This is a genomic window from Neisseria zalophi (assembly GCF_008807015.1).
Classification (GTDB): Bacteria; Pseudomonadota; Gammaproteobacteria; order Burkholderiales; family Neisseriaceae; genus Neisseria; species Neisseria zalophi.
Genome location: NZ_CP031700.1, coordinates 1,242,162 through 1,262,985 on the forward strand (window position 1 = coordinate 1,242,162; position 20,824 = coordinate 1,262,985).

A 20,824-nucleotide genomic window follows, 5' to 3' on the forward strand; every position below is an offset into this window, starting at 1 on the left:
GGGGCGGATTGAAATATCCGCCCGTATCACGACGACGGCACCCATGCCGACAGCCAATCGCTATCGATATCCCAAGACCAAATGCCATTGCCGCTGCCGTCTAATCCGCGCAAAAACAGATAGCGCACGGAAATGCGGGGCAGGGGTTGGCCGCGGGATTGGAAATGGCGGGCGACGGCAATGGCGTAAATGAGTGCCTGTAAATAATAATGGTGGTGGGCAACGGCTTCGTCCATCGCTTCGGGGGTGTAGTCGGCGGCGTTGTAACCCAAATGGTTGGATTTATAGTCGATAACGGTAACGAGGCCGTCTGAATCTTGGCAGGTCATATCGATAAAGCCGTTTAAGAAGCCTTTCACATCTTGAAAATCGAGCAGTTGCGAAGCTTGGATACAGGCTGCCGATAAGCCGGTTCGGGCATCGGCAAACCATGCCTGCAAGGGCTTGAGGGGGAAATCGTTTAAATATAATGTAAAGCCCATTTCGGCCAAACGGCGCTCGGGCGGTATGACGGCCAAGCTATTTTGACTGCCGTTACCTAACGGGGTGAGGCGGGTATGGTCGAGCATATTTTCCACGGCGGGCAGCCATATTGGGTCAAAGCCGTAGCGGTCGAGTACATGGGAAACCGCTTCTTGTTGCTCGGCGGCGGGCGCGGCGAAATCAAAGTTTTCTAATATTTCATGCAAACAGATGCCGGCTTCGGCGCCGCGTGGAAAATGATAGATATCGTTGCCGTCGGCCGGCTCGGCCGTCTGAAAGTCGGGTAAATCCGCCATACCGCTTTCGGCGGCGTCAATGGCCGGTTGCAACTCTTCGCGGGCGTCGTCGTTGTGGCTGAGGGTGTGGCGGCTCAGGCCGGTAAAGCTGGTGTGGCGGATGAGTTCGAACGAACGCGGCGGAATGGCGAGTGCCTGATAATGGCCGTCTGAAATATTGCCGTTCGTATAAACGGCTGCTTGGGGCGGTGTTTCGAGAAAAGCAAAGCTTGCGGCTTGCGGCGATGTTTCCAGAAAACGCTGCCAGTTGGTTTTGAGCTCGGCCATTTCGGCGGCGGCTTTGCCGGTTTTTTTGGCTTTGGCATAAATTTCTTCGGCCTGACTGCGGTTGGTGTCGGAGCTTCCGGCCAGCAGATAGGCGAAGGTGTTAAAACGGGTGTCGTTGCAATAGCCGGCATAGATAACCAGTTGCTCTTCGGCGCGGGTGAGCGCTACATAAAGCAGGCGTAGGCTTTCGCTGAGGTTTTCATCGGCAATCTTGTCGTTGTCGGCATCGCTGCGCTGGTGTTGGGCCAATAATTCGCTATCCCCGTTGCAGTGAAGAATTTGCCAGCTGTCGTTGTATCTGGCGGGGGCATCCCACACAAACGGGCAATAAACCAACGGATATTGCAAACCTTTGGCTGCGTGCATGGTTACGATTTTGACGAGGTTTTCATCGCTTTCCAATCTGAGTAGGTTGCTGTCGCCCGCTGCACCGCCTTCGTGTGCCGTCTGAATTTCTGTGAGCAGCCATTGGTGTAGGGCGGCAGGGCTGCGGCTTTGTTCGTCTTCTTCCGCCAGCCTTTCGATGATTTGATGGTAGTTGGTGAGGCTGCGTTCGTTGTGTTGTGCCAATAGGTGCGTTTCAATGCTGTGTTGTGCGGAAAAATACTGCATGGCGGCATAAACGCCGGATTGTTGCCAAATATCGGCGGCGGTTTGTGCGGAGGCTATCCATGCCAATAAGGCGGCTTCGTCATGGTTGAGGGTATACAGTTCGGTAGCGGTTTGACGGAACAATACGCCGCTGAGAACAAATCTTAAAGGCTCGGTACGCTGCGGTTGCAGCCAGAAACCGATAAGGGCGGCTATGGCTTCGGCTTCGGGCGAAGCAAAAACCGATTCGCGGTGGAGCAAAACGCTTTGGATGCGGCGCTTTTTCAGTGCGGCGGCAATCATACTGCCTTCGTTGTGGGTGCGTACCAATACGGCAATCTGCCCGGATTGAATCGGTACGGCGTCGCTGTTGCTGTTTTTCCGATAGGTCAGGCGGTTGGCTGCCGCTTCGTTGAGGGCGTGTGCGATTTCGTCGGCGCAATAGGCAGCGGCGCGTTGGCGCAACATATTTTTATTGGCGGAATCGTCATCGGTCTGATTAATCCAGCGTATCTTTATCGGTGCTTCGGTATCGTTCAGACGGCCTGCCTCACGGTTGGCTTTGACATCGGTATAGCCGATGCCGTTTAACACGAAAGGTTGGTTTTTTTGTTGGAATATGGCGCCGATACCGTGAATTAAATCGGCATGGCTGCGGAAGTTGGTGTCAAGGGTATAGTGGGCGTCGGCATCGCGGGCGGCTTGCAGATAGGCATAAATATCGGCACCGCGAAAGCTGTAAATCGCCTGTTTGGGGTCGCCGACCAAAAACAGGGGATTGCCCTGCCGGATAAACAGGCGGCTGAAAATTTCGTATTGCAGCGGGTCGGTGTCTTGGAATTCGTCGATGAGTGCGGTTTTCCAATTGGCGGCAACGGCTTGCGCCAATTGCTCGCGTTTCGGGTTTTGGGTGAGGGCGTGGTGAACATCCAATAATAAATCGTCGAAGCTGCGTTCGCGGCGGTTTTGTTTGTCTTCGCTTAATGCTTTGCGCACATATTCAAGCAAATCCAAATGAAGTGCGGTGAGCGCGTCTTGCTCGCTTTGTTCGTATTTTTGAATGGCTTCGCCTAAAAGCGCCAGATGGTTTAAGCTTTGGTATGCTTCATCGTTAACCGCTTTGCCCTTTTTGGTTTTTTCGGTTAAGGCCTGAGTGGCAAGCATGGGTAGCTTTTCATGATAGGACGGTATCGTATCGCCGGCGTCGGCTTTTTGCAGGTTGGCAAACAGTTTTTCAAATGTATTTTTGCGGTAGCTGTTGCCGTTTAAAGCAGGGTGTATGCGCCAAAAGGTTTCGGCATATTCTGCCAGCTTGGGTCGGGTGGCTTGCCAAATGGTTTGCAGTGCCTGATATTCGCTAGCCAAATTGATTTCAGGCCGTCTGAATTTGAGATAGGGGCGGCCGATAAAGGTTCGGATATGGTTTAAAGCGGTTTGCGGCGTTTCATGGTGTTTGAATACCAAAGGCGCGAATAAGGGGCTATCGGCAACTTCCTGCCGCCAAAAATCTTGCGCGGCAATCAGCATACGTTCGTGGGTTTCTTCGGAAAGTGTTAAATCAAAAGGCACTTGGCAGAGAAAGGCATAATCGCGCAGCAGCCTTTGGCAGAAACCGTGTATGGTATAGATAGCGGCATTATCAAACCTGCCGATGGCGGCTTTTAGGCGCACAATCAGCCGTTGCCGGCTTTCTTGTGCCAACGCTTTTTGCAGTAGTTCAAGCAGAAACACATCGCCGTCATGATGCTTGGCACAATACTCACGCAGGCCGTCTGAACCGCTTGCATTATCTGTTTTTTCCAATGCCAATAAAACATTATCCAAACGCGCCCGCAAACGGTTTTTCAATTCGGCGGTCGCCGCTTTGGTAAAGGTAACGACCAATACGCTTTCTACCGACATTTTTTCCAGCACAATCAGGCGGGTGAATAATGCGGCAATACCGTAGGTTTTACCGGTACCGGCAGAGGCTTCCACAAGATTGGTGCCCTGAATGGGCACATTGAGAGGATGGAAAGGTTGCATGGTTTGAGAGGCCGTCTGAAAAAGGTTTGCAGGAAAACAGTCTGATACAGTAGCTTACTGCCGTTATCAAACTAAGTGATTTTATCCGAGTATGCGATTATAAGCCATTTCAGACGGCCTAATATGTGATTGAATAGATATAGAACCGCCTAAACAAAAGGCCGTCTGAAAAAGATTCAGACGGCCTTGATAATTTGGCTTTAACTTTATTTAAGCAGCAGGTGCCTCCGCGCCTTCGGGCAAACCGAAGATTTCGCGCAAGATGACTTTATAAAAAGCAAAAGCTTCTTTAGCGCCTTCGATGGCTTCGTCTTGAGCGGCTTTATCCAAACCGAGTTGGTTTAAATAGCCGACAAACTCGCGCCAGTGTTGGCCGCGGCCGTCAGGATGGGGTGCCAGATGGCGGGCGCCGTTTTCTTCGTTAAAGTTTAATTTTTTAGCATCTTTAAACAAAAATGCCGCGCCTAAATTCGAACCTTCGGCGCAATAGAGCCAGCCGATCGCTTTGTTGCCGGTGGGGTGGGGTAATTCACCAGAGAATTGATAAGGCTCGCTGCCTAAATCTTTCAAATCTTGAACAACGGCATCATGGCGAGCCATATAAGCCAATTGAGGGATGGCTTTGTTTAAGGCTTCGTCTTTATAAATGCTGTCGACGATTTTATGAAATACAGATTGCAATTTTAAAAATTTAGTATAGTTTTCATTGTTTGAAAACGGCTCGACCGACATCACCAAATTATCAACGCTGTCGTGCGTGGTACGGTTTTCTTCTTTCAGACGTTGGGCAAATGTTTTTGTTTCTTCAGTCATTTTATTTTCCTTTTTAATACTTGCCGGCTTGAAATTTTGGCTTCAAAATTTCAAGCCGGCATATTTTTTAAGGCCGTTATCTAATCAGAATTTGGCCTCAATTGTCAAGCCGTAGCTACGTCCCGGTGCGGCAAAACGTTGGATACCCATATGAGAGCAGGAAGCATGCTGCGGCACACCACTATTATCATTACAGTTATCTACACGGTTAACAGTACCGAATTCGCGGATGCTGCGTAAGCTGTCCCATGTGTAGTATTTTTTATCAAATAGATTGAAAATACCACCGCGGATGGTAACGTTTTTACCAATCATGTAATGACCTAACAAGTCAACTAGGAAGTAGTTTTTACTGTGTTTGGTATACGGCCACGGATTACTTTGGTCATCATTGTTGTGAATGGTATCTTTGGTTTTTTTACGTGCAGTGTAGCTTAAGTTGGTTCTCAAGCTCCAACGGTCTTCGGGTTGCACATAACCGAATCCGACCACTGCGCCGAACGGTGCCAAAGCATTGATCGGGGTTTTTCTACCATCTTCTTGTTTGGCTTTGCCTTTCAAATAGCTGGCCGTCCAATTCATAATGAAACCTCTCGGTAAACCGACGCTGTCGAGATTCCAATCACCTGATAATTCCACCCCGTTGATAGTGGCTTCATCACGGTTTACGTTTTGCCAAGTGGGGGCGCTGTATCCACGTGGTTGCCATTGTTGGGTGTTTTGATTCCAGAATTCAGTGCTGCGTTGGCCGAGATAAGCGAAGTCGATAAAGTCCTTATAGCGGGTATGGAAACCAGACAGTAAGAAATTACCCCAATTACCTCTGTTGCTAATGCCCAGTTCATAGTTGTGGGCTTTTTCCGCTTTTAATTTAGGATTTGCCAAAACAGTCATATCCGGATGCGGGAATGTAAACCACATTTCATCGGTTGTTGGTGCGCGGAAACCGGTAGAGTATTTGCTTAATAAAGTCCAACCAGGTGCAAAACGCCAATCGAAGCTTAAAGCATAGCTGGTGGCACCGAATTTCGCTTTGGCATCATCCAAGCCTTTTTGGCGCATGGCATTGATAAAGTCTTCATTAGGTAAGGTTTTATTGTTTACCCAGTCATGACGGATGCCGGCACCAATGCGGAAATTATTGAAGTTGAAGCTGTTGTTCCAGAAAACATGTTTTTTCTTGCTTTCCGCTTCTAATAAAAACTCTTGGGTAGAACGGTTACTTTTTTCAAAAGTAGGGTCAAAAACATTCACAAATACGGTGTAATGATCGTTTGTATTGGTATTTTTATTAATACCGCCCCCGTAGCTCATACTCCAACCAACGTTGCCCAAGTCAAGGCTCTTACTCGCTTTAGCCAAGAATTGTTTGGTGTCTTGGTTAATACGACGGAAGGTTTGATACAACTCGGAGTTTACGCCTCTCGCAGCAATATTAGTAGGCACATCCCATGAGAAGGTACTCATTTGGATTTTTTGTTTGTCGTAGCTCAGTGTGAGTTTATCCCATGGGCCGGAAAGCAATTGGTTTTCATAAGCGATACCGGTACGTTTCAGATAAGTAATATCGTTACGTTTACGATAATCGGTACCAATGTTACCTTGCCAGTCAGCAGCCCATAGGTTGGAAAGTTCATTGGTATGTCTGTCTACCCGATTATCTTCATAAGTACCATACAGATAGTTGTAGTCGTTAAAGTGATAACCTAATTTGAATAAGGTACTTTTTGATTGGTAACTTTGTGGGTCAGGTTGGCTGCGGAATTTACCGTATGAACCATAGTTGCTTGAGTTGTTAGTGAGTGGATTATAGACATCATCTTTTTCAAATCGCGCAGTATACTCTTTGCCGTTATTGTTGCTTTTGGTTTCATGGCCGTGGCGTCGAGTGTAAACAAAACGGGCATCAAAGCCTTTAAAATATGCAGCCAAATCCGTGCTACCCATATATTCGCCGTTGCGCCCGGTATAGCCGCCTTTTACGCCGACATATAAAGGTTTATCAGCATTAACTACATCGCGGGGTGATTTGGTTGTGTAATCTACCGCACCGCCCAAAGCGCCACTGCCGGAAGTGATGGAGTCGGCACCTTTGCGGATGCTGACTGCTGATATATTTTCTAATTCTGCCGCATTTCTATTGGCATTGAAGTTACCATAAGCACCGAATAACTCTTGGAAAGCTTCGGAAGAGCGGCTTTCTGCTTGAGCCAAACCGTCAACATTAATGGCCACACGGTCTTTATCCACGCCGCGGATGGCAAAGCCGTTGGTGCTGCCTCTACCACCTTCTACAATGGATACCGCCGGATCATAACGCACCAAATCGCGTACATCTTGAACCAAGTTTTCATCTAATTCTTCACGTTTGGTTTTTGTTTCGCCTAGCTTGGAGGGTGCTCTTCTTGCTCTTACCTTAACGGCATCTAAGTTTACCTGTTCATCTGCTTCCTGTGCGGCAGTTGTTTCCGCTGTAGAGGTTTCTGCAGTTTCGTCTGCTGCATATGCCGGAAAAGCACTGATAATGAGAAATGAAATTAAGCCTAATCTGAATGGAGCTTTCATTTAATTCTTATTCCTTTGTTTATCGATTTAATAGTTTTCAAACGTATGTATTAAGGCCGTCTGAAAGATTGATTATGGGTGTTAGTTATCTAAAGGTTTTAAATCCGTACCTTGATAATTGGCATCAATAGCTCTTCGTCTTCCACCAAATGCGGTATCCAAATCTTTATTACCATCGAATTTCACGATGCCGCCGATAGAACGACCAGCATATTCGTCAATTTTTCCAGTCCAATAGGATACTGAGTGGGCTCCATAAAATGCACCGTCAACAGCACCGGTTGCATTGCCGGAACGTGCGGTTCCACTAAAGCGGTTGCCCTGAACATTGACATCCTGCATTACTACTGAATCACCGAAATTTTTATTGCCTAAAATTTCGCCGCCCAGTTTGCCGGTGTTGAAGTTAACAGTGATTTTTGAGACATCAGTGGGAGAATAAGTAGAGCTGACAACTTGATCACCTTTGGTACGGATACCCCAAACATGGTAAGTGGCTTTGCCTTTGAGGCCGCCGATTTCGGCTGCAGAACCGCCCTGCATATAGGCCGGATCAGCTACTTTGCCGCCCGCAAATAAATGGCTTTCACCGGTGGGGGAAATCCAAGCGCCAAAGTAAAGGTCTTCTTTGAAATCAATTCCTGGTGTTTGATTGCTGGCAGCCGTGCAACATGCAAAAAATTTACCACCATCTCTAGTAGATTGCATTTCGTGTATGGTTCGCATACTTTTATCCGGAGTAGCATAGTCAGGAACCATTGGGGTATTAAAGTTGTTGAATTGGTAATACTTGCCATCAGGTGTTTTATAGACATAAACATTATTGGTGACGTCATAAACTGCATCGCTCCATGATGATTTTTCTTGTGTCGTCACCGCGTATTTTTCAACCGCACCGCCATTGTTGGTAACACTCACAAAGCTCTTGTTGTCGTCGTGTTTTTTAACATTTTTGGCAGTAATGTCTAAAGATTCTAAAACAGGTCGCTCTGCCAAGACTTTAGGTGGTTCTACTTTGCCGCCGCCTGCACAGGCTGCCAATAAAAAAGGCAGTGCCAGAGCCGGATAAAGAGGTTTGAAAGATATATTCGTCATAAGATGCTCCAAATCAAGAAAGAAATATGTACAGCTTAAATAAAAGATAAAAAAATATTAAATATTTATATATAAATGATTTATATGGTATTTATGATTATATTTAATGTGAATGTTAATAAATGTAAGTGGATTGGTTGTGCCTTATTGAATAGTTTTTAGCGAAATCATTAATTTACTTAAAAATAACCTCTTTCAAAATCATAACATTTGTCATCAATGATATTTGTTCTTTTTATCATTTATGAACTATACTCTTAAAATTAAGGTTTTTACAAATATTTTTTATTATTTTTTTACAAGTAAGCCATATATATGTTTAAAAAGTTAACATTAACCCCTATTTTGTTGAGTTCGGTATCTTTTTTGGCATACGGAGCAGATTATCCTGAAGGGATAACACCGAATGAAATCAAGCAGGAGCTACCTGCTGTTCGGGCGCAACAGCAGCCGTGGATCGAACAATTAACCAAACCGCTTGAAAAGCCTGTTGAAACAAATACAAACCAACAGAATAAGATTAATGCAGTAACGAATGAGGATTTGCTGAAAAATCCTGAATTACTTCGCCGATTAATGATAGAGGCATTGAATAGCAACAACCCGCATTTGCTTTCGTCATTAACGATTGCTTACAGGCAATATCCGCACGCTGATCCGGTTTTATTGGCACGTGCGGAAGGGATGTTGGCGCGTTATGAGGGGGATTATAGAAAAGCCGTTAAAATTTATTCGGAATTACACGAAAGCCAGCCGGAAAATACGCGGATTTCATTGGATACGGCGGCTATTTTGCAGGCAGATAAACAATGGAATGAGGCTGATAGCTTATTTGCCGAAGTGGAAAGTGTGCCTAATCTGCCAATGGAAGTGCGCGATAATATCCGGCTTTACCGTGAACAAAATAAAGCTGAAAACCGTTGGAAAGTGGATGCCGGCGGGAGTATTACCCAAGATAAAAATATTAATGATGCGGCGCCGCGCTATTGTTTGCCGTTGGGCTGTATCGAACAGCAGCCTGAAGATGCGGTTGGTCTGAATTATTTTGTTTCCGTTGATAAGAATGCGCCGATAAAGGGTAATCATAATCTGTTGTTTCGTGGCTATATGAATGGGGTAAGTTATTATTTTGATAAAAAATCAGAATATGATAATGCATTTGGCCGGGCTTATTTGGGTTGGCAATATCAAAATGCACGCAGTAGTTTGAACATTTTGCCTTTTTATCAGTGGCAACTTGCTGGCACAAATGAATTTGCTGATAAACCTACAAAAAATCATACATTTGGTTTGAATATGCTGGCACATGCTACCGGCGTTCAGACGGCCTTCTCTCATCAGATTACGCCACGCTTGCAATCTTATGCTTCTGCTGAAATTTATCAGCAGAATTATCGGGAAGATAGCCGAGCATTGCGTAATGATGGCAGGTATTACAGCTTGTTTGGCTCATTGGCCTACCGTCTTACGCCGCAGCATACGGTATTTGGCGGGGTGGGTGTCGGTGTGTTTAAACCTAAAAATAATATAGTCGGTAACCGTGTTAATAATGCGGGCAATACCCGCCACAGTTTTAATGTTGGTTGGCTTGCCAATTGGCAAAAATTGGGCGGATTAAATAGCCGTTTGCAAGTTTCCCGTACGAATAGGCGTTATCGCGGGCAGGCATTGAATACTGATTTTGAATGGGAACGTCAGTTTAATAAAGAAACCACTTATATTTTTTCACTATCCCATCCCAAAATTTCAATCGGTACATTTACGCCGAAACTGACATGGGAACGGCGCCGTACCAGCAGTACACACAAATGGGCGGAACGTAAGCAGAATAGGTTGTTTGTGGAAATTGAAAAGAACTTTTAATATTGTTTGTGAAAGTAGAATTTTCTTAACAATAAATTTTACATAAATCACCTAAATTGTTTACAGCAAAGATAAAAAAACCAAATGAACAATTTGGTTTTTTTAATGTATTTCTCAAGTTTGAATGCGTTAAAATAATTTAATATTTAGATTTTATGTTGAATCAATTTTTAATAATATTCATGCCAATAAAGTTTTTGTTGTATATCAATTAAACGTTAATAATTTAATTGATTTCATATTAATATATTTATATAGGGAAGTATGAAGCAGTTTGTTTGTTTAGTATTTGATAATGAAGAAAATACCTTAAATTATTTAAAATAAAATTGTGCATCCGTTATAATTATCAAAATACTTCGATAATTTTAAAATTAAAAGGAACACTTATGAAACCACAAACAGCTATTGAACCGGATAGTATTAAGGCTGCTATTTTTATCGAAGCCGATATTCGCAACGGTCAAACAGATCAGATTCAGACGGCCTGTCGCGAGAGTCTTGATGCATTGGAAAAATTACAACAAAAGTATCCTGATGCACTACTTGGTTTAACGATTGCTTTTGGCAGCAGCTTTTGGAAAAGCTTGAATCACCCTGAAGAGGGTAGTGAAATCAAGCCTTTTAAACCGTTAGGTAACGGACTGGCACCGGCTACCCAACATGATTTGATGTTTCATATCCAATCATTGCGCCCCGATGTGAATTTTTCATTAGGTATGGCGGTATTGGCGGCATTTGGCGACAGCATTCAGGTTCATGATGAAACGCACGGCTTCCGCTGGGTTGAAGATCGTGGGCTGGATGGCTTTGTAGATGGCACTGAAAATCCGAAAGGTGATGATATATTGGCGGTCGCTACCATTGCGCAAGATAAGCCTGATGCAGGCGGCAGTTATGTATTGTTGCAAAAATACCGTCATGATTTAAACAAATGGAGTAAAGTTTCGCTTGCCGATCAGGAAGCTGCCGTCGGTCGTAGTAAAGAAGACAATGAGGAGTTCAGCAAAGAGGTGCGCCTGCCTGATTCTCATTTGGGGCGAGTAAACATTAAAGAAAACGGTGTCGGTTTGGATATTGTCCGCCGCAGTCTGCCGTATGGTACGGTGTCGGGAGAACATGGTTTGATGTTTATTGCTTATTGCGGCACGCTTTATAATATTGAAACCCAGCTTTTGAGTATGTTTGGCGAGAGAGATGGTAAAACCGATTTGTTGTTGAAACATCTTTCTAGTGCGGTTTCTGGTGCTTATTATTACGCACCATCGGTTGAGCGATTACAAAACCTTTAATGCCTCTGCTATATTAAAACAAGCCGTCTGAAAGCTTTCAGACGGCTTGTTTTAATATTTGATACAATAGCAGCGAATAAATTTTATAAAACTATATATATTGCTATCGGAACAATACGGCGGTTTTATAGGCTGTATCCGATGGCTTTATATTGATGTATACGTATATAACTACTGATTTTTGCGATTAGGCCGTCTGAATTATGAAAAATATCGTTATCCTGATATCCGGCAGGGGCAGCAATATGCAGGCTATTGTAGAAGCCGCTATTCCCAACATCCGCATTGCTGCCGTGTTGAGCAACAATGAAAATGCTGCCGGTTTGGCATGGGCTGCGGAACGCAGTATCGCTACCGATAGTCTTAATCATAAGCGCTTTAGCAGCCGCCTTGAGTTTGATCAGGCGATGATGGAAAAAATCGATGCCTATCAACCTGATTTGGTGGTGCTGGCTGGATTTATGCGTATTTTGACCCCCGAGTTTTGCCGCCATTATGAGGGACGTTTAATCAATATCCATCCTTCACTATTGCCGGCTTTTACCGGATTGCATACACACGAGCGGGCTATTGAAGCCGGTTGCCGTATTGCAGGGTGCACCATCCATTTTGTGACCCCCGAATTGGATTGCGGCCCTGTGATTGCACAAGGCGCCGTGCCTGTATTTGATGATGATACGGCCGATACATTGGCTGCCCGCGTTTTAAAAGTGGAACATCAATTGTTTCCGCAGGCGGTAGCCGATTTTGCGGCAGGCCGTCTGAAAATAATCGGAAACCGTGTTGTCCGCTCACCTTCGGCCAAGTTGGAATCACAACTCTTGGCCTGATTTCCGAGAAAGGAATCTTATATGAAAACCATTCGTTTTTCTTTGTTGGCACTTGCTTTAAGTGCGCCAACTTTTGCAGCAGAGCTGCCTCAGTCGGCAGAGCTCCGTTACTCAGGTAATTGGGGTGTTCCTGCTGTGATGACGTTTAACCGTAGTGGTAATAATTATAAAATCACTTCGAATATTAAAGTGCCGTTATACAGTATTCGCTTTGAGTCGGGCGGGACTATTTCAGGAAACCGTTTGATTCCTTCTTATTATAAAGATGTTCGCGGTGGCAAAACTTATGCTGAAGCCCGTTTTGGTGGCGGGAAAGTGACTTATGGCAAGGCAGGTGAGCAAAATACCGAAGCAATGACCGGTACGACCATGGATTTATTTACGCTGGCCTGGCAGCTTGCCGCCAATGATGCCAAACTACCTGCCGGCCTGCGTATAACCAATGGTAAAAAGATTTATAGAATCAGTGGTTTGAATAGTGCGGGTAACGGCCAATATAAAATTGGTAGTGGCTCTACGCCGATTAATAAATATTTTCTTAAACGTGGTGACAGCACAATTAATTATGCATTTGCCCCTGAATTGCATAATATTCCGGCTCAAATTACTTATTCGGATGATGGGAAAACTTATAATTTGCAGCTGACGAGTGTGAAAATTAATGGCAAGGAAGTAAAGCCTTAAGCTGAAATAACTGTTGTGATACAGAAAAAACGGACTTACATAAAGTAAGTCCGTTTTTTATTCTATTGGTATGCTGATTGTTTTATTTCTTAGCGTTAGCTTTGGCTAATTTTGCTGTAGTAGCTTTATCCAGCATACACATGCGGGTTACGATTTGGGAAACCTGCATTTGTTTGCCGTTTACGGTTTGCATGACTTCTTGAGTCAGCATATTGCCGTTTACTTTATCAACATTAGCGGCATTGGCTTTATCGGCTGCCCAAGTCACATTTTCACCTGTGAAAACATTCATGTCGTTATTATCGATAACGCGGAATAAGCCCGGAGAAGTTTTATTTTGGTATTTAACTTGAGCAACGACAACTTCACCATCTTTAAAGCCATACATAACAGTCAGTGGGTTTTGGCCGTTAGTACCACATTTGTAGGCAACTTCTTTTGTGCCGTCAATAGAATCAACTTGTACGGTTCGGGGTGCTGTTTGTTGGGCTTGTTGGGCAGGCTGGGTTGTTTGTTGTGGTGCGGGCGTGGCGGCTGCTTGTGTAGAAGGGCTGCTGTCTGATCCCATCATACCGCATGCACTTAAAATACCGGCCATAGCAAGTGCCGGAACGATGGTTTTAAAATTCATTTTCATAAGTTACTCCGTTTTAAGTGATTCAATTGCAAAATGCAAGAATGGTTTATTGGTCAACCTTAACAGATAAAAAGTTCCCTGTCCGTATCAATAGGCGGGGAAAGCATGCGTTGGCATCTATTGTTTTAGTCAATAATATTTTATCTTATTGATTTGCCTTTTTTTATTCAATATGAAAAAACAATTCAAATCAGGTAAAAATAAAATAAGGCCGTCTGAAAAGCAGGTTGTTTGTTTTCAGACGGCCTAGTGATAGTGTAGGTCAAAAATACTTATGCGGCAGGTTTTTTATTGCCGATGGCCGTTTGGAGCAGGTATTCGCTGCCATCAGCCAGCAATAGTTTCGGCTGTTCGCCTTTTTCAATCACATTTTCATTGATAACCACTTTTTTCACTTCTTTTAAACCCGGCAGCATATACATGGTTTCAAGCAGACTGCGTTCGACAATCGAACGTAAGCCGCGTGCACCGGTTTTACGCTCCATAGCTTGCTTGGCAATGCTGTGCAAGGCAGAAGGCAATACTTCCAATTCCACACCTTCCATGGCAAACAAAGCTTGATATTGTTTAATCAAGGCATTTTTAGGCTCGGTGAGAATATTGATTAATGCTTCTTCGTCTAATTCTGCCAGCGTAGCAATCACGGGCAGCCGGCCGATAAGCTCGGGAATCAGGCCGAATTTAATCAAATCTTCCGGTTCGACCGTTTCAAATAAAGCGCTAATATCGGCATTTTCATCTTTACTGCTGACAACGGCGCCAAAGCCGATACCGCCTTTTTCAGTACGTTGGCGGATCACTTTTTCTAAACCCGCAAAAGCACCGCCGCAGATAAACAGGATATTGGTAGTGTCGACATTAATAAATTCTTGATTCGGATGTTTGCGCCCGCCTTGAGGGGGAACGGAAGCCACAGTTCCTTCTACCAGCTTTAGCAAGGCTTGTTGAACGCCTTCGCCGGATACGTCACGGGTAATCGAAGGGTTGTCGCTTTTACGGGATATTTTGTCGATTTCATCTATATAGACGATACCGCGCTGTGCTTTTTCAACGTCGAAATCACATTTACCCAATAGTTTGGTAATAATCTGTTCGACATCTTCACCCACATAACCGGCTTCGGTGAGGGTAGTGGCATCGGCCATGACAAACGGCACGTCTAGTTTACGTGCTAATGATTGTGCCAAAAGCGTTTTACCTGAACCGGTGGGGCCGATTAATAAAATATTACTTTTAGAAAGCTCTACGCTGCCGCTGCTTTTCGGATGGCGTAAACGCTTATAGTGGTTATATACGGCAACGGCTAAGGCTTTTTTCGCTTGTTCTTGACCGATAACGTGATCGTTAAGGTTGGCAACAATCTCGGCGGGTGTCGGCAGTTTTTCGAGGGTGCCGTTTTCATTTTCTTCAGTGGCAAAGTCGGCATCATCATGTTGGCTGTTGAGCATAATGCCGCAAGTTTCGACACACTCGTTGCAGATAAAAGCATGTTCGCCTTCAATCAGATTTTGTACTTCGTGCTCGGGCTTGCCGCAAAACGAGCAGAAACGTTTTTCGTCAGACATATTTATATTTTCTTTTTGAGTCATTTATCAATTTAAAGCGGGTTTAAACCCGCGCAACCTTTTAGTATAATGAGTATCGGCCTGTTTATCAAACCAACGTGTTTCGTTTGCAGATAACAGGCTTTTTTCAGACGGCCTTATTTTGCACAAAATAACCGCTATTGTGCGGTATAAGATGCAAACTAATGAAAAATATACGCTAATTTACTTTACAAGCGGATACTGTTTAATGAATAATCATAGAAGTTTCGTTTGCAGCGTAACGTCATAAACACAGAGGGTAATATCCGGCGGTGTCCGGCGGGCAACTTTTAATATTTTAAAGCTTTGTACCTATTCTGTATTTTTTCATTTTTTTTTAACACTTGCGGACAATAAACAGAAAGATACTTTATGATGAATTTTAGTAAAAAAATTGCAGCAGCTTGTTTGAGCCTCGGATTGATGACTTTTTCGATTCCTGCTTCAGCCGATGATTTAGACGTGCTCGGTCAGTTTTTGGAACAAAATTTTCCGGTAGAAGGTGATCCTTTGGGCGCATTTGCTACGATGAATGCGGATAACCAATTGGAAGCTCAAGCGGCTTATGCGGGGCCTTTATTGGCATCTCAATCTGCTTTGATCATCAACAATAAAACCGGCGAAGTGTTGTTTCAAAAAAATTCTAATCGGGTGATGCCGATTGCTTCCATTTCCAAATTAATGTCTGCCATGGTTTTGTTGGATGCCCATCAAGATATGAATGAAAACATTACCATTACCGAAGCAGAAATCGACCGCTTGAAAGGTACCAGCAGCCGATTGAGCATTGGAACAACCTTAACACGTGGTGAGTTGTTGCATCTCAGTTTGATGAGCAGTGAAAACCGTGCTACCCATGCGTTGGGAAGAAGCTATCCCGGCGGTATGTCGGCTTTTGTAGCAGCGATGAACCGTAAAGCACAAAGCTTAGGCATGACAAACAGCCGCTTCTATGAGCCGACCGGTTTGGATTTCCGCAATGTATCCACTGCAAACGATTTGGGTAAAATGGTTCAGGCAGCCAGCAAATATCCTGAAATCCGCCGTAATAGCACTTCGAATTACGGCTCTGTTTATACCAATAGAGGTCGTCAGCGTTATAAAAACAGTAATGCATTGGTTCGTGAGGGCAATTGGAATATCGAGCTTCAAAAAACAGGTTATATCCGTGAATCAGGCCGTTCTATGGTTGTGAAAGCAAATGTACAAAATCAGCCTGTAACTATCGTTTTGCTGAATTCACCCTCTTCATTGAGCAGGGTTAATGATGCCCGTAAGATCGAATCTTGGATGTTGCAAACACGATCTTAATCATAAGCGCATTGAGTACATAATAGCTATTTTGAAAGGCCGTCTGAAATTTTTCAGACGGCCTTTTATAAAAAATATCTGATTAACTTTTTGTTTTTTATATATTTTTAAAAATTTACCAGTATTATCAATAAAATTAACTATAGTTTTACTCTAATTTTTTTAAAACTTAGAGTATAATAACTAAACTATAAAGCACACATGTGGCTTTCAACTGCATCCGATTTAAAAAAGGTATTGGTTTTTAAAAGCATTTTTTAGTGATGTGGGTAGAAGCCAGGTATCTACAAGAGAAGGAAATTTTAATGCAATACAACTTTAACCCGTTAGTCATCCGTGGCAAATCTTTAATTCCGATTGTGCAAGGCGGTATGGGTGTCGGTGTTTCTGCTTCCAAACTTTCCAGTGCGGTAGCGCGTGAAAACGGTATCGGTACTATTGCCAGCGTGGATTTACGCCATCTGCACGATGATTTGCTTGCCGAATCTAAAGTGAACCCGACCGAAGAAAAATATTGCAAACTCAATCATATTGCTTTGGATCGTGAGATTCAGGCAGCCAGAGCCAATACCGAAGGCAAAGGCATGATTGCGGTGAATGTGATGAAAGCGGTAAAAGACCATCAGGCTTTGGTTCGTCAGGCGTGTGAGTCGGGTGCCGATGCTATTGTGATGGGTGCGGGCTTGCCGTTGGATTTGCCGGAAATGACCGAAGGCTATCATAAAGATGTTGCATTGCTGCCGATTTTATCGGAATCGCGCGGTATTAATATTGTTTTAAAACGTTGGATGAAAAAAGGCATTCTCCCTGATGCAATTGTCATTGAGCACCCTGCCCATGCGGCGGGACACTTGGGCGCGATGACGGTTGACGGTGTGAATGATGAAAAATTCGAATTCAAACGCGTGATTGAAGAAACCTTTGAAGTGTTTAAGAAGCTGGGTTTGGAAAGTGAAAAAATCCCGTTGGTTTTAGCCGGCGGTATGGCGAATTTTGACAAAATCACCACGGCTCTGAAAACTTGGGGTGCTTCCGCAGTACAAATCGGTACCGCGTTTGCCGTAACGGAAGAGGGCGATGCCCATTTGAATTTCAAGAAAACCTTGGCCGGTGCGCCCACAGAGCAAGTGGTCGAGTTTATGTCGGTAGCCGGATTGCCGGCGCGTGGTGTCCGCACTAAGTTTTTGGATAACTACATTAAACGCGAAGCCAAATTACAGGCTAATGCCAAAGCGGATCCGCGTCGTTGTACGCAAGGTATTAACTGCCTTTCCGTGTGCGGTTTGAGAGATGGTTTGGAAAAAGTCGGTCAATTCTGTATTGACATCCAACTGGCAGCCGCATGGCGTGGTGAGGTGGATAAAGGCTTATTTTTCCGTGGTAAAGATCCGTTGCCGTTCGGCCATTCTATTCGCACAGTACATGAAACCATACAATATTTATTGCATGGCCATGTGGCAGAAAATCTGCAATTGCAGGCAGGATAAAAGTTAACTGATAAGTAATTAAAAAACAGGCCGTCTGAAAATTATTTTCAGACGGCCTGTTTTTTAAGCTTGACGTGATTTACTTAGCATTTGGCTTCCGCATTTTTACGGGCGTAATACCACCAGTTTAACAGCACGCAAATCGCATAGAAGATAATAAAGCTGATTAGAGCAGCGTTAACTCCGCCGGTAAGCTCAATTGAAGTACCGTAGCTTTTCGGAATAAAGAACCCACCGTAAGCAGCAAAAGCGGCAGTAAAACCGATAACGGCTGCCCCCTCTTTGGTTGCATCCAAGCGTGCTTGCTCCAAGCTGACTTTACCTTCTTCGGCAAATTTTTGGTGCATATTGAGGAAAATAACCGGAACCTGCATAAAGGTTGAACCGTTGCCGATACCGGTGAGGGCGAATAAGGCCAAAAAGCAAACGAAGAAGCCCCAAAAGCTGCCTTGGCTATTTTCACTAGGTAAGAAGAAGATAACCCCGGCCACGGCAATAATCATACCGATAAAAACGATTTGAGTAATCAAGGCGCCGCTTTTGATTTTATCGGAAATCCAACCGCCAAACGGGCGTGCCACTGCGCCGACAAAGGGGCCGAAAAACGCATATTTTACCGGATCAATGCCGACAAACTGGCTTTTAATCAACAGCGGGAAACCGGCGGCAAAACCGATAAACGAACCGAAAGTGCCCAAATAAAGAATACACATAATCCAATTGTGTTTACGGCTGAAAATAATAGCCTGATCTTTAAAACTGGCTTTGGCACTGGCCAAGTCGTTCATACCGAACCATGCGGCAAGGGTAGAAAGAATAATAAACGGCACCCAAATAAAGCCCGCATTTTGCAGCCACATTTGTTTGGTTACCCCGTCTTTCGCCCATGTTTGCGGCTCGCCGCCAAGGGCACCGAATACACCGGCCGTAATCACCAACGGCACGATAAATTGCACAACGGATACGCCCAGATTGCCCAAGCCCGCATTTAAGCCCAATGCCGTGCCTTTTTCGGCTTTGGGATAGAAAAAGCTGATATTAGCCATGCTGGAAGAGAAGTTACCGCCGCCAAAGCCGCACAATAGCGCCAATATCATCATGGTGATGTAGCTGGTATTGGGGTTTTGTACGGCGAAGCCCAAGCCGATAGCTGGAAGCAGCAGGCTGGCGGTAGATAGCGCCGTCCATTTGCGGCCACCGAAAATCGGTACCATAAACGAATAGAAAATCCGTAAGGTCGCACCGGATAAGGCGGGTAGTGCGGCGAGCCAGAATAATTGGTTGGGCGTGTATTTAAAACCGATATTGGGCAGGTTAACTACCGCCACACTCCATACCTGCCAGATGGCAAAAGCCAGTAAGAGTGCCGGAATGGATATCCATAAATTGCGGGTTGCTACTTTTTTACCGGTTTGCTGCCAGAATGTTTTATCTTCCGGCTGCCAGTTTTCAATCAGATAGGCCATGGTTTGTACTCCGTAAAATAGTAGTTTTTAAATGATATAAAACAAATATCAAGTTTTCAGACGGCCTGTTTATCAGGATTGATCAGCCGCTTTTTGTATGGTTATGTTGCTGTTTTGTTTGGCTTTGAAAGAAAAATGCATCCAAATAAGTGAAACGCATACGGTGCCGTATAGCAGCATAAAGGCAGTGGAGCGGATACCTGTCCAGTCTTCCAGTGCACCAAACATAATCGGCAATAAGAAGCCGCCCAGACCGCCGGCCAAACCAACAATGCCGGAAACAGCACCGATATTGGTAGGGTAGTCGTCGGCCACAAATTTAAATACCGAAGCCTTGCCGACTGCCGTGGCGATACCTACGATAAACATCAGAATAGTAAAGAAAACCACATTGAGGCCGATGTGCATATTCAGCACGCCGGTTTTGGTTTGAATGGCTAAATTGGTTTGCGGATAAGAGAGCAGGAAGAAGCACACCCAGCATACCCACATTACCGCCCAAGTGACTTTATAAGCACCGAATTTGTCAGAAAGATAACCGCCAAACGCCCGTAATACACCGCCCGGCAGCGAATAGCAGGCAGCCAGAAAAGCAGCCATCTGCAAACTCATGCCGTATTCGCCGACATAATATTTGGTCATCCATAAAGCCAAAGCAACATAGCCGCCGAATACGACCGAATAATATTGGCTATAACGCAATACGCCCGGATCGGCCAGCAAAGCCAGTTGCTCGCGTAATTTCACATTGGATGGTACTAAGTGTTTGGGATCGCTATAACTGGTAAACCAAAAGATTAATGCGGTGGCCAACATAATGGCAGAATAAACCGTCGGCACGATTTCCCATGTCGCATAAGTAGTAATCAACCATGCGGCTAAAAATTTATTGATCGCAGAACCGGCATTACCGGCACCGAATACCCCCATCGCCAAGCCTTGTTGCTCTTTCGGAAACCAACGCGCCACATAAGGCGTACCGACCGAGAAAGAGCCGCCGGCCAAACCCATCAATAAACCAATAGCGAGGAAATGCCAATAATGGGTGGCATAACCCATCAGAAAAATAGCCGGAACCGTGATAAGCATCAGCGCAAACATCACAATACGACCGCCGTATTTATCGGTCAGAATGCCGAGCGGCACACGTACCAACGCGCCGGATAAAACCGGCAGCGCAACCAGAATACCGTATTGGGTTTGGTTAAAGCCCATTTCCTGTTGAACTTTAATGCCGACCACTGCCAGCATCATCCAAACCATAAAACAGACGGTAAAAGAGAGTGTGCTGGCAAACAGCACCGAGTAGCGTTTGTAGGTTTCGGAGGCCATTTGAATGCCCTTTCTTTTTATATGATATTGATAGAAAAAAATATTAGGTAGAAAATTGCCGATTATCGAAAAAACCTAAAACAGCGGGCTTTAAGCTTTTTTATTTACAACTATGGTGTATACGGATAAGTCAGCGATATACCGTTAACTTATCTGTTTGTGCAGCGCCGCGCATTCGCTTAAAGCATGCTTTGGCAAAAG

Annotated in this window: 14 protein-coding genes; 6 read left to right on the forward strand and 8 right to left on the reverse strand. The window is 44.6% G+C overall.

Annotation, left to right across the window (positions count from 1 at the left end):
* Window positions 1–26 precede the first annotated feature (26 nt).
* The 4 genes from recB to D0T92_RS05725 form a co-directional block, all read right to left on the reverse strand.
* Complete coding sequence (recB, locus tag D0T92_RS05710) at window positions 27–3,662, reverse strand: exodeoxyribonuclease V subunit beta (RefSeq protein ID WP_151051049.1); 3,636 nt, start codon at window positions 3,660–3,662, stop codon at window positions 27–29.
* 210 nt (window positions 3,663–3,872) lie between these two features.
* Window positions 3,873–4,475: a biliverdin-producing heme oxygenase gene (locus tag D0T92_RS05715; RefSeq protein ID WP_151051051.1), complete on the reverse strand. Its 603-nt coding sequence runs from the start codon at window positions 4,473–4,475 to the stop codon at window positions 3,873–3,875.
* Window positions 4,476–4,559: 84 nt separating this feature from the next.
* Window positions 4,560–7,040 carry a TonB-dependent hemoglobin/transferrin/lactoferrin family receptor gene (locus tag D0T92_RS05720; protein WP_151051053.1) on the reverse strand — a complete coding sequence of 827 codons (2,481 nt, stop codon included), beginning with the start codon at window positions 7,038–7,040 and terminating at the stop codon, window positions 4,560–4,562.
* Window positions 7,041–7,121: 81 nt separating this feature from the next.
* Window positions 7,122–8,135 carry a Slam-dependent surface lipoprotein gene (locus D0T92_RS05725; protein ID WP_151051055.1) on the reverse strand — a complete coding sequence of 338 codons (1,014 nt, stop codon included), beginning with the start codon at window positions 8,133–8,135 and terminating at the stop codon, window positions 7,122–7,124.
* A 315-nt stretch (window positions 8,136–8,450) separates the two neighbouring features.
* Here D0T92_RS05725 and D0T92_RS05730 point away from each other — a divergent pair, with 315 nt between their 5' ends.
* From D0T92_RS05730 to D0T92_RS05745, 4 genes are all read left to right on the forward strand, one after another.
* Window positions 8,451–9,998, forward strand: a complete 1,548-nt coding sequence (locus tag D0T92_RS05730) for a surface lipoprotein assembly modifier (RefSeq protein WP_151051056.1) — start codon at window positions 8,451–8,453, stop codon at window positions 9,996–9,998.
* A 389-nt stretch (window positions 9,999–10,387) separates the two neighbouring features.
* Entirely contained in the window at window positions 10,388–11,290 is a 903-nt protein-coding gene (locus D0T92_RS05735) for a Dyp-type peroxidase (RefSeq protein ID WP_151051058.1), read from the forward strand.
* A 203-nt stretch (window positions 11,291–11,493) separates the two neighbouring features.
* Window positions 11,494–12,120, forward strand: coding sequence for a phosphoribosylglycinamide formyltransferase (gene purN, locus D0T92_RS05740; RefSeq protein WP_151051060.1), 627 nt, complete (start codon window positions 11,494–11,496; stop codon window positions 12,118–12,120).
* A gap of 21 nt (window positions 12,121–12,141) precedes the next feature.
* Window positions 12,142–12,804 (forward strand): DUF3108 domain-containing protein, encoded by a 663-nt coding sequence (locus D0T92_RS05745; RefSeq protein WP_151051062.1) that lies wholly within the window; start codon window positions 12,142–12,144, stop codon window positions 12,802–12,804.
* A gap of 82 nt (window positions 12,805–12,886) precedes the next feature.
* On the opposite strand, the gene D0T92_RS05750 is transcribed toward D0T92_RS05745, so the two are convergent.
* Both D0T92_RS05750 and clpX read right to left on the reverse strand, forming a co-directional pair.
* A complete protein-coding gene (locus D0T92_RS05750; RefSeq protein WP_151051065.1) occupies window positions 12,887–13,441 on the reverse strand; it encodes a hypothetical protein in 555 nt (184 codons plus the stop codon).
* Between the two features lie 272 nt (window positions 13,442–13,713).
* A complete protein-coding gene (gene clpX, locus D0T92_RS05755; RefSeq protein ID WP_151051067.1) occupies window positions 13,714–15,006 on the reverse strand; it encodes an ATP-dependent Clp protease ATP-binding subunit ClpX in 1,293 nt (430 codons plus the stop codon).
* A gap of 393 nt (window positions 15,007–15,399) precedes the next feature.
* On the opposite strand from clpX, the gene D0T92_RS05760 reads away from it, so the two are divergent.
* Complete coding sequence (locus tag D0T92_RS05760) at window positions 15,400–16,338, forward strand: serine hydrolase (RefSeq protein ID WP_404821644.1); 939 nt, start codon at window positions 15,400–15,402, stop codon at window positions 16,336–16,338.
* A gap of 305 nt (window positions 16,339–16,643) precedes the next feature.
* On the forward strand, window positions 16,644–17,825 hold the full coding sequence (locus tag D0T92_RS05765) for an NAD(P)H-dependent flavin oxidoreductase (protein ID WP_151051069.1): 1,182 nt from the start codon (window positions 16,644–16,646) through the stop codon (window positions 17,823–17,825).
* Window positions 17,826–17,908: 83 nt separating this feature from the next.
* On the opposite strand, the gene D0T92_RS05770 is transcribed toward D0T92_RS05765, so the two are convergent.
* Together D0T92_RS05770 and D0T92_RS05775 are read right to left on the reverse strand one after the other, a co-directional pair.
* Window positions 17,909–19,291 carry a NarK family nitrate/nitrite MFS transporter gene (locus D0T92_RS05770; RefSeq protein WP_151051071.1) on the reverse strand — a complete coding sequence of 461 codons (1,383 nt, stop codon included), beginning with the start codon at window positions 19,289–19,291 and terminating at the stop codon, window positions 17,909–17,911.
* Window positions 19,292–19,363: 72 nt separating this feature from the next.
* Window positions 19,364–20,623, reverse strand: coding sequence for an MFS transporter (locus tag D0T92_RS05775; protein WP_151051073.1), 1,260 nt, complete (start codon window positions 20,621–20,623; stop codon window positions 19,364–19,366).
* Window positions 20,624–20,824: the final 201 nt, after the last annotated feature.

Bases quoted from the DNA above. Each gene is read 5' to 3' on its own strand.
- recB (WP_151051049.1), bottom strand. From the start codon at position 3,662: ATGCAACCTTTCCATCCTCTCAATGTGCCCATTCAGGGCACCAATCTT.
- D0T92_RS05715 (WP_151051051.1), bottom strand. From the start codon at position 4,475: ATGACTGAAGAAACAAAAACATTTGCCCAACGTCTGAAAGAAGAAAAC.
- D0T92_RS05720 (WP_151051053.1), bottom strand. From the start codon at position 7,040: ATGAAAGCTCCATTCAGATTAGGCTTAATTTCATTTCTCATTATCAGT.
- D0T92_RS05725 (WP_151051055.1), bottom strand. From the start codon at position 8,135: ATGACGAATATATCTTTCAAACCTCTTTATCCGGCTCTGGCACTGCCT.
- D0T92_RS05730 (WP_151051056.1), top strand. From the start codon at position 8,451: ATGTTTAAAAAGTTAACATTAACCCCTATTTTGTTGAGTTCGGTATCT.
- D0T92_RS05735 (WP_151051058.1), top strand. From the start codon at position 10,388: ATGAAACCACAAACAGCTATTGAACCGGATAGTATTAAGGCTGCTATT.
- purN (WP_151051060.1), top strand. From the start codon at position 11,494: ATGAAAAATATCGTTATCCTGATATCCGGCAGGGGCAGCAATATGCAG.
- D0T92_RS05745 (WP_151051062.1), top strand. From the start codon at position 12,142: ATGAAAACCATTCGTTTTTCTTTGTTGGCACTTGCTTTAAGTGCGCCA.
- D0T92_RS05750 (WP_151051065.1), bottom strand. From the start codon at position 13,441: ATGAAAATGAATTTTAAAACCATCGTTCCGGCACTTGCTATGGCCGGT.
- clpX (WP_151051067.1), bottom strand. From the start codon at position 15,006: ATGTCTGACGAAAAACGTTTCTGCTCGTTTTGCGGCAAGCCCGAGCAC.
- D0T92_RS05760 (WP_404821644.1), top strand. From the start codon at position 15,400: ATGATGAATTTTAGTAAAAAAATTGCAGCAGCTTGTTTGAGCCTCGGA.
- D0T92_RS05765 (WP_151051069.1), top strand. From the start codon at position 16,644: ATGCAATACAACTTTAACCCGTTAGTCATCCGTGGCAAATCTTTAATT.
- D0T92_RS05770 (WP_151051071.1), bottom strand. From the start codon at position 19,291: ATGGCCTATCTGATTGAAAACTGGCAGCCGGAAGATAAAACATTCTGG.
- D0T92_RS05775 (WP_151051073.1), bottom strand. From the start codon at position 20,623: ATGGCCTCCGAAACCTACAAACGCTACTCGGTGCTGTTTGCCAGCACA.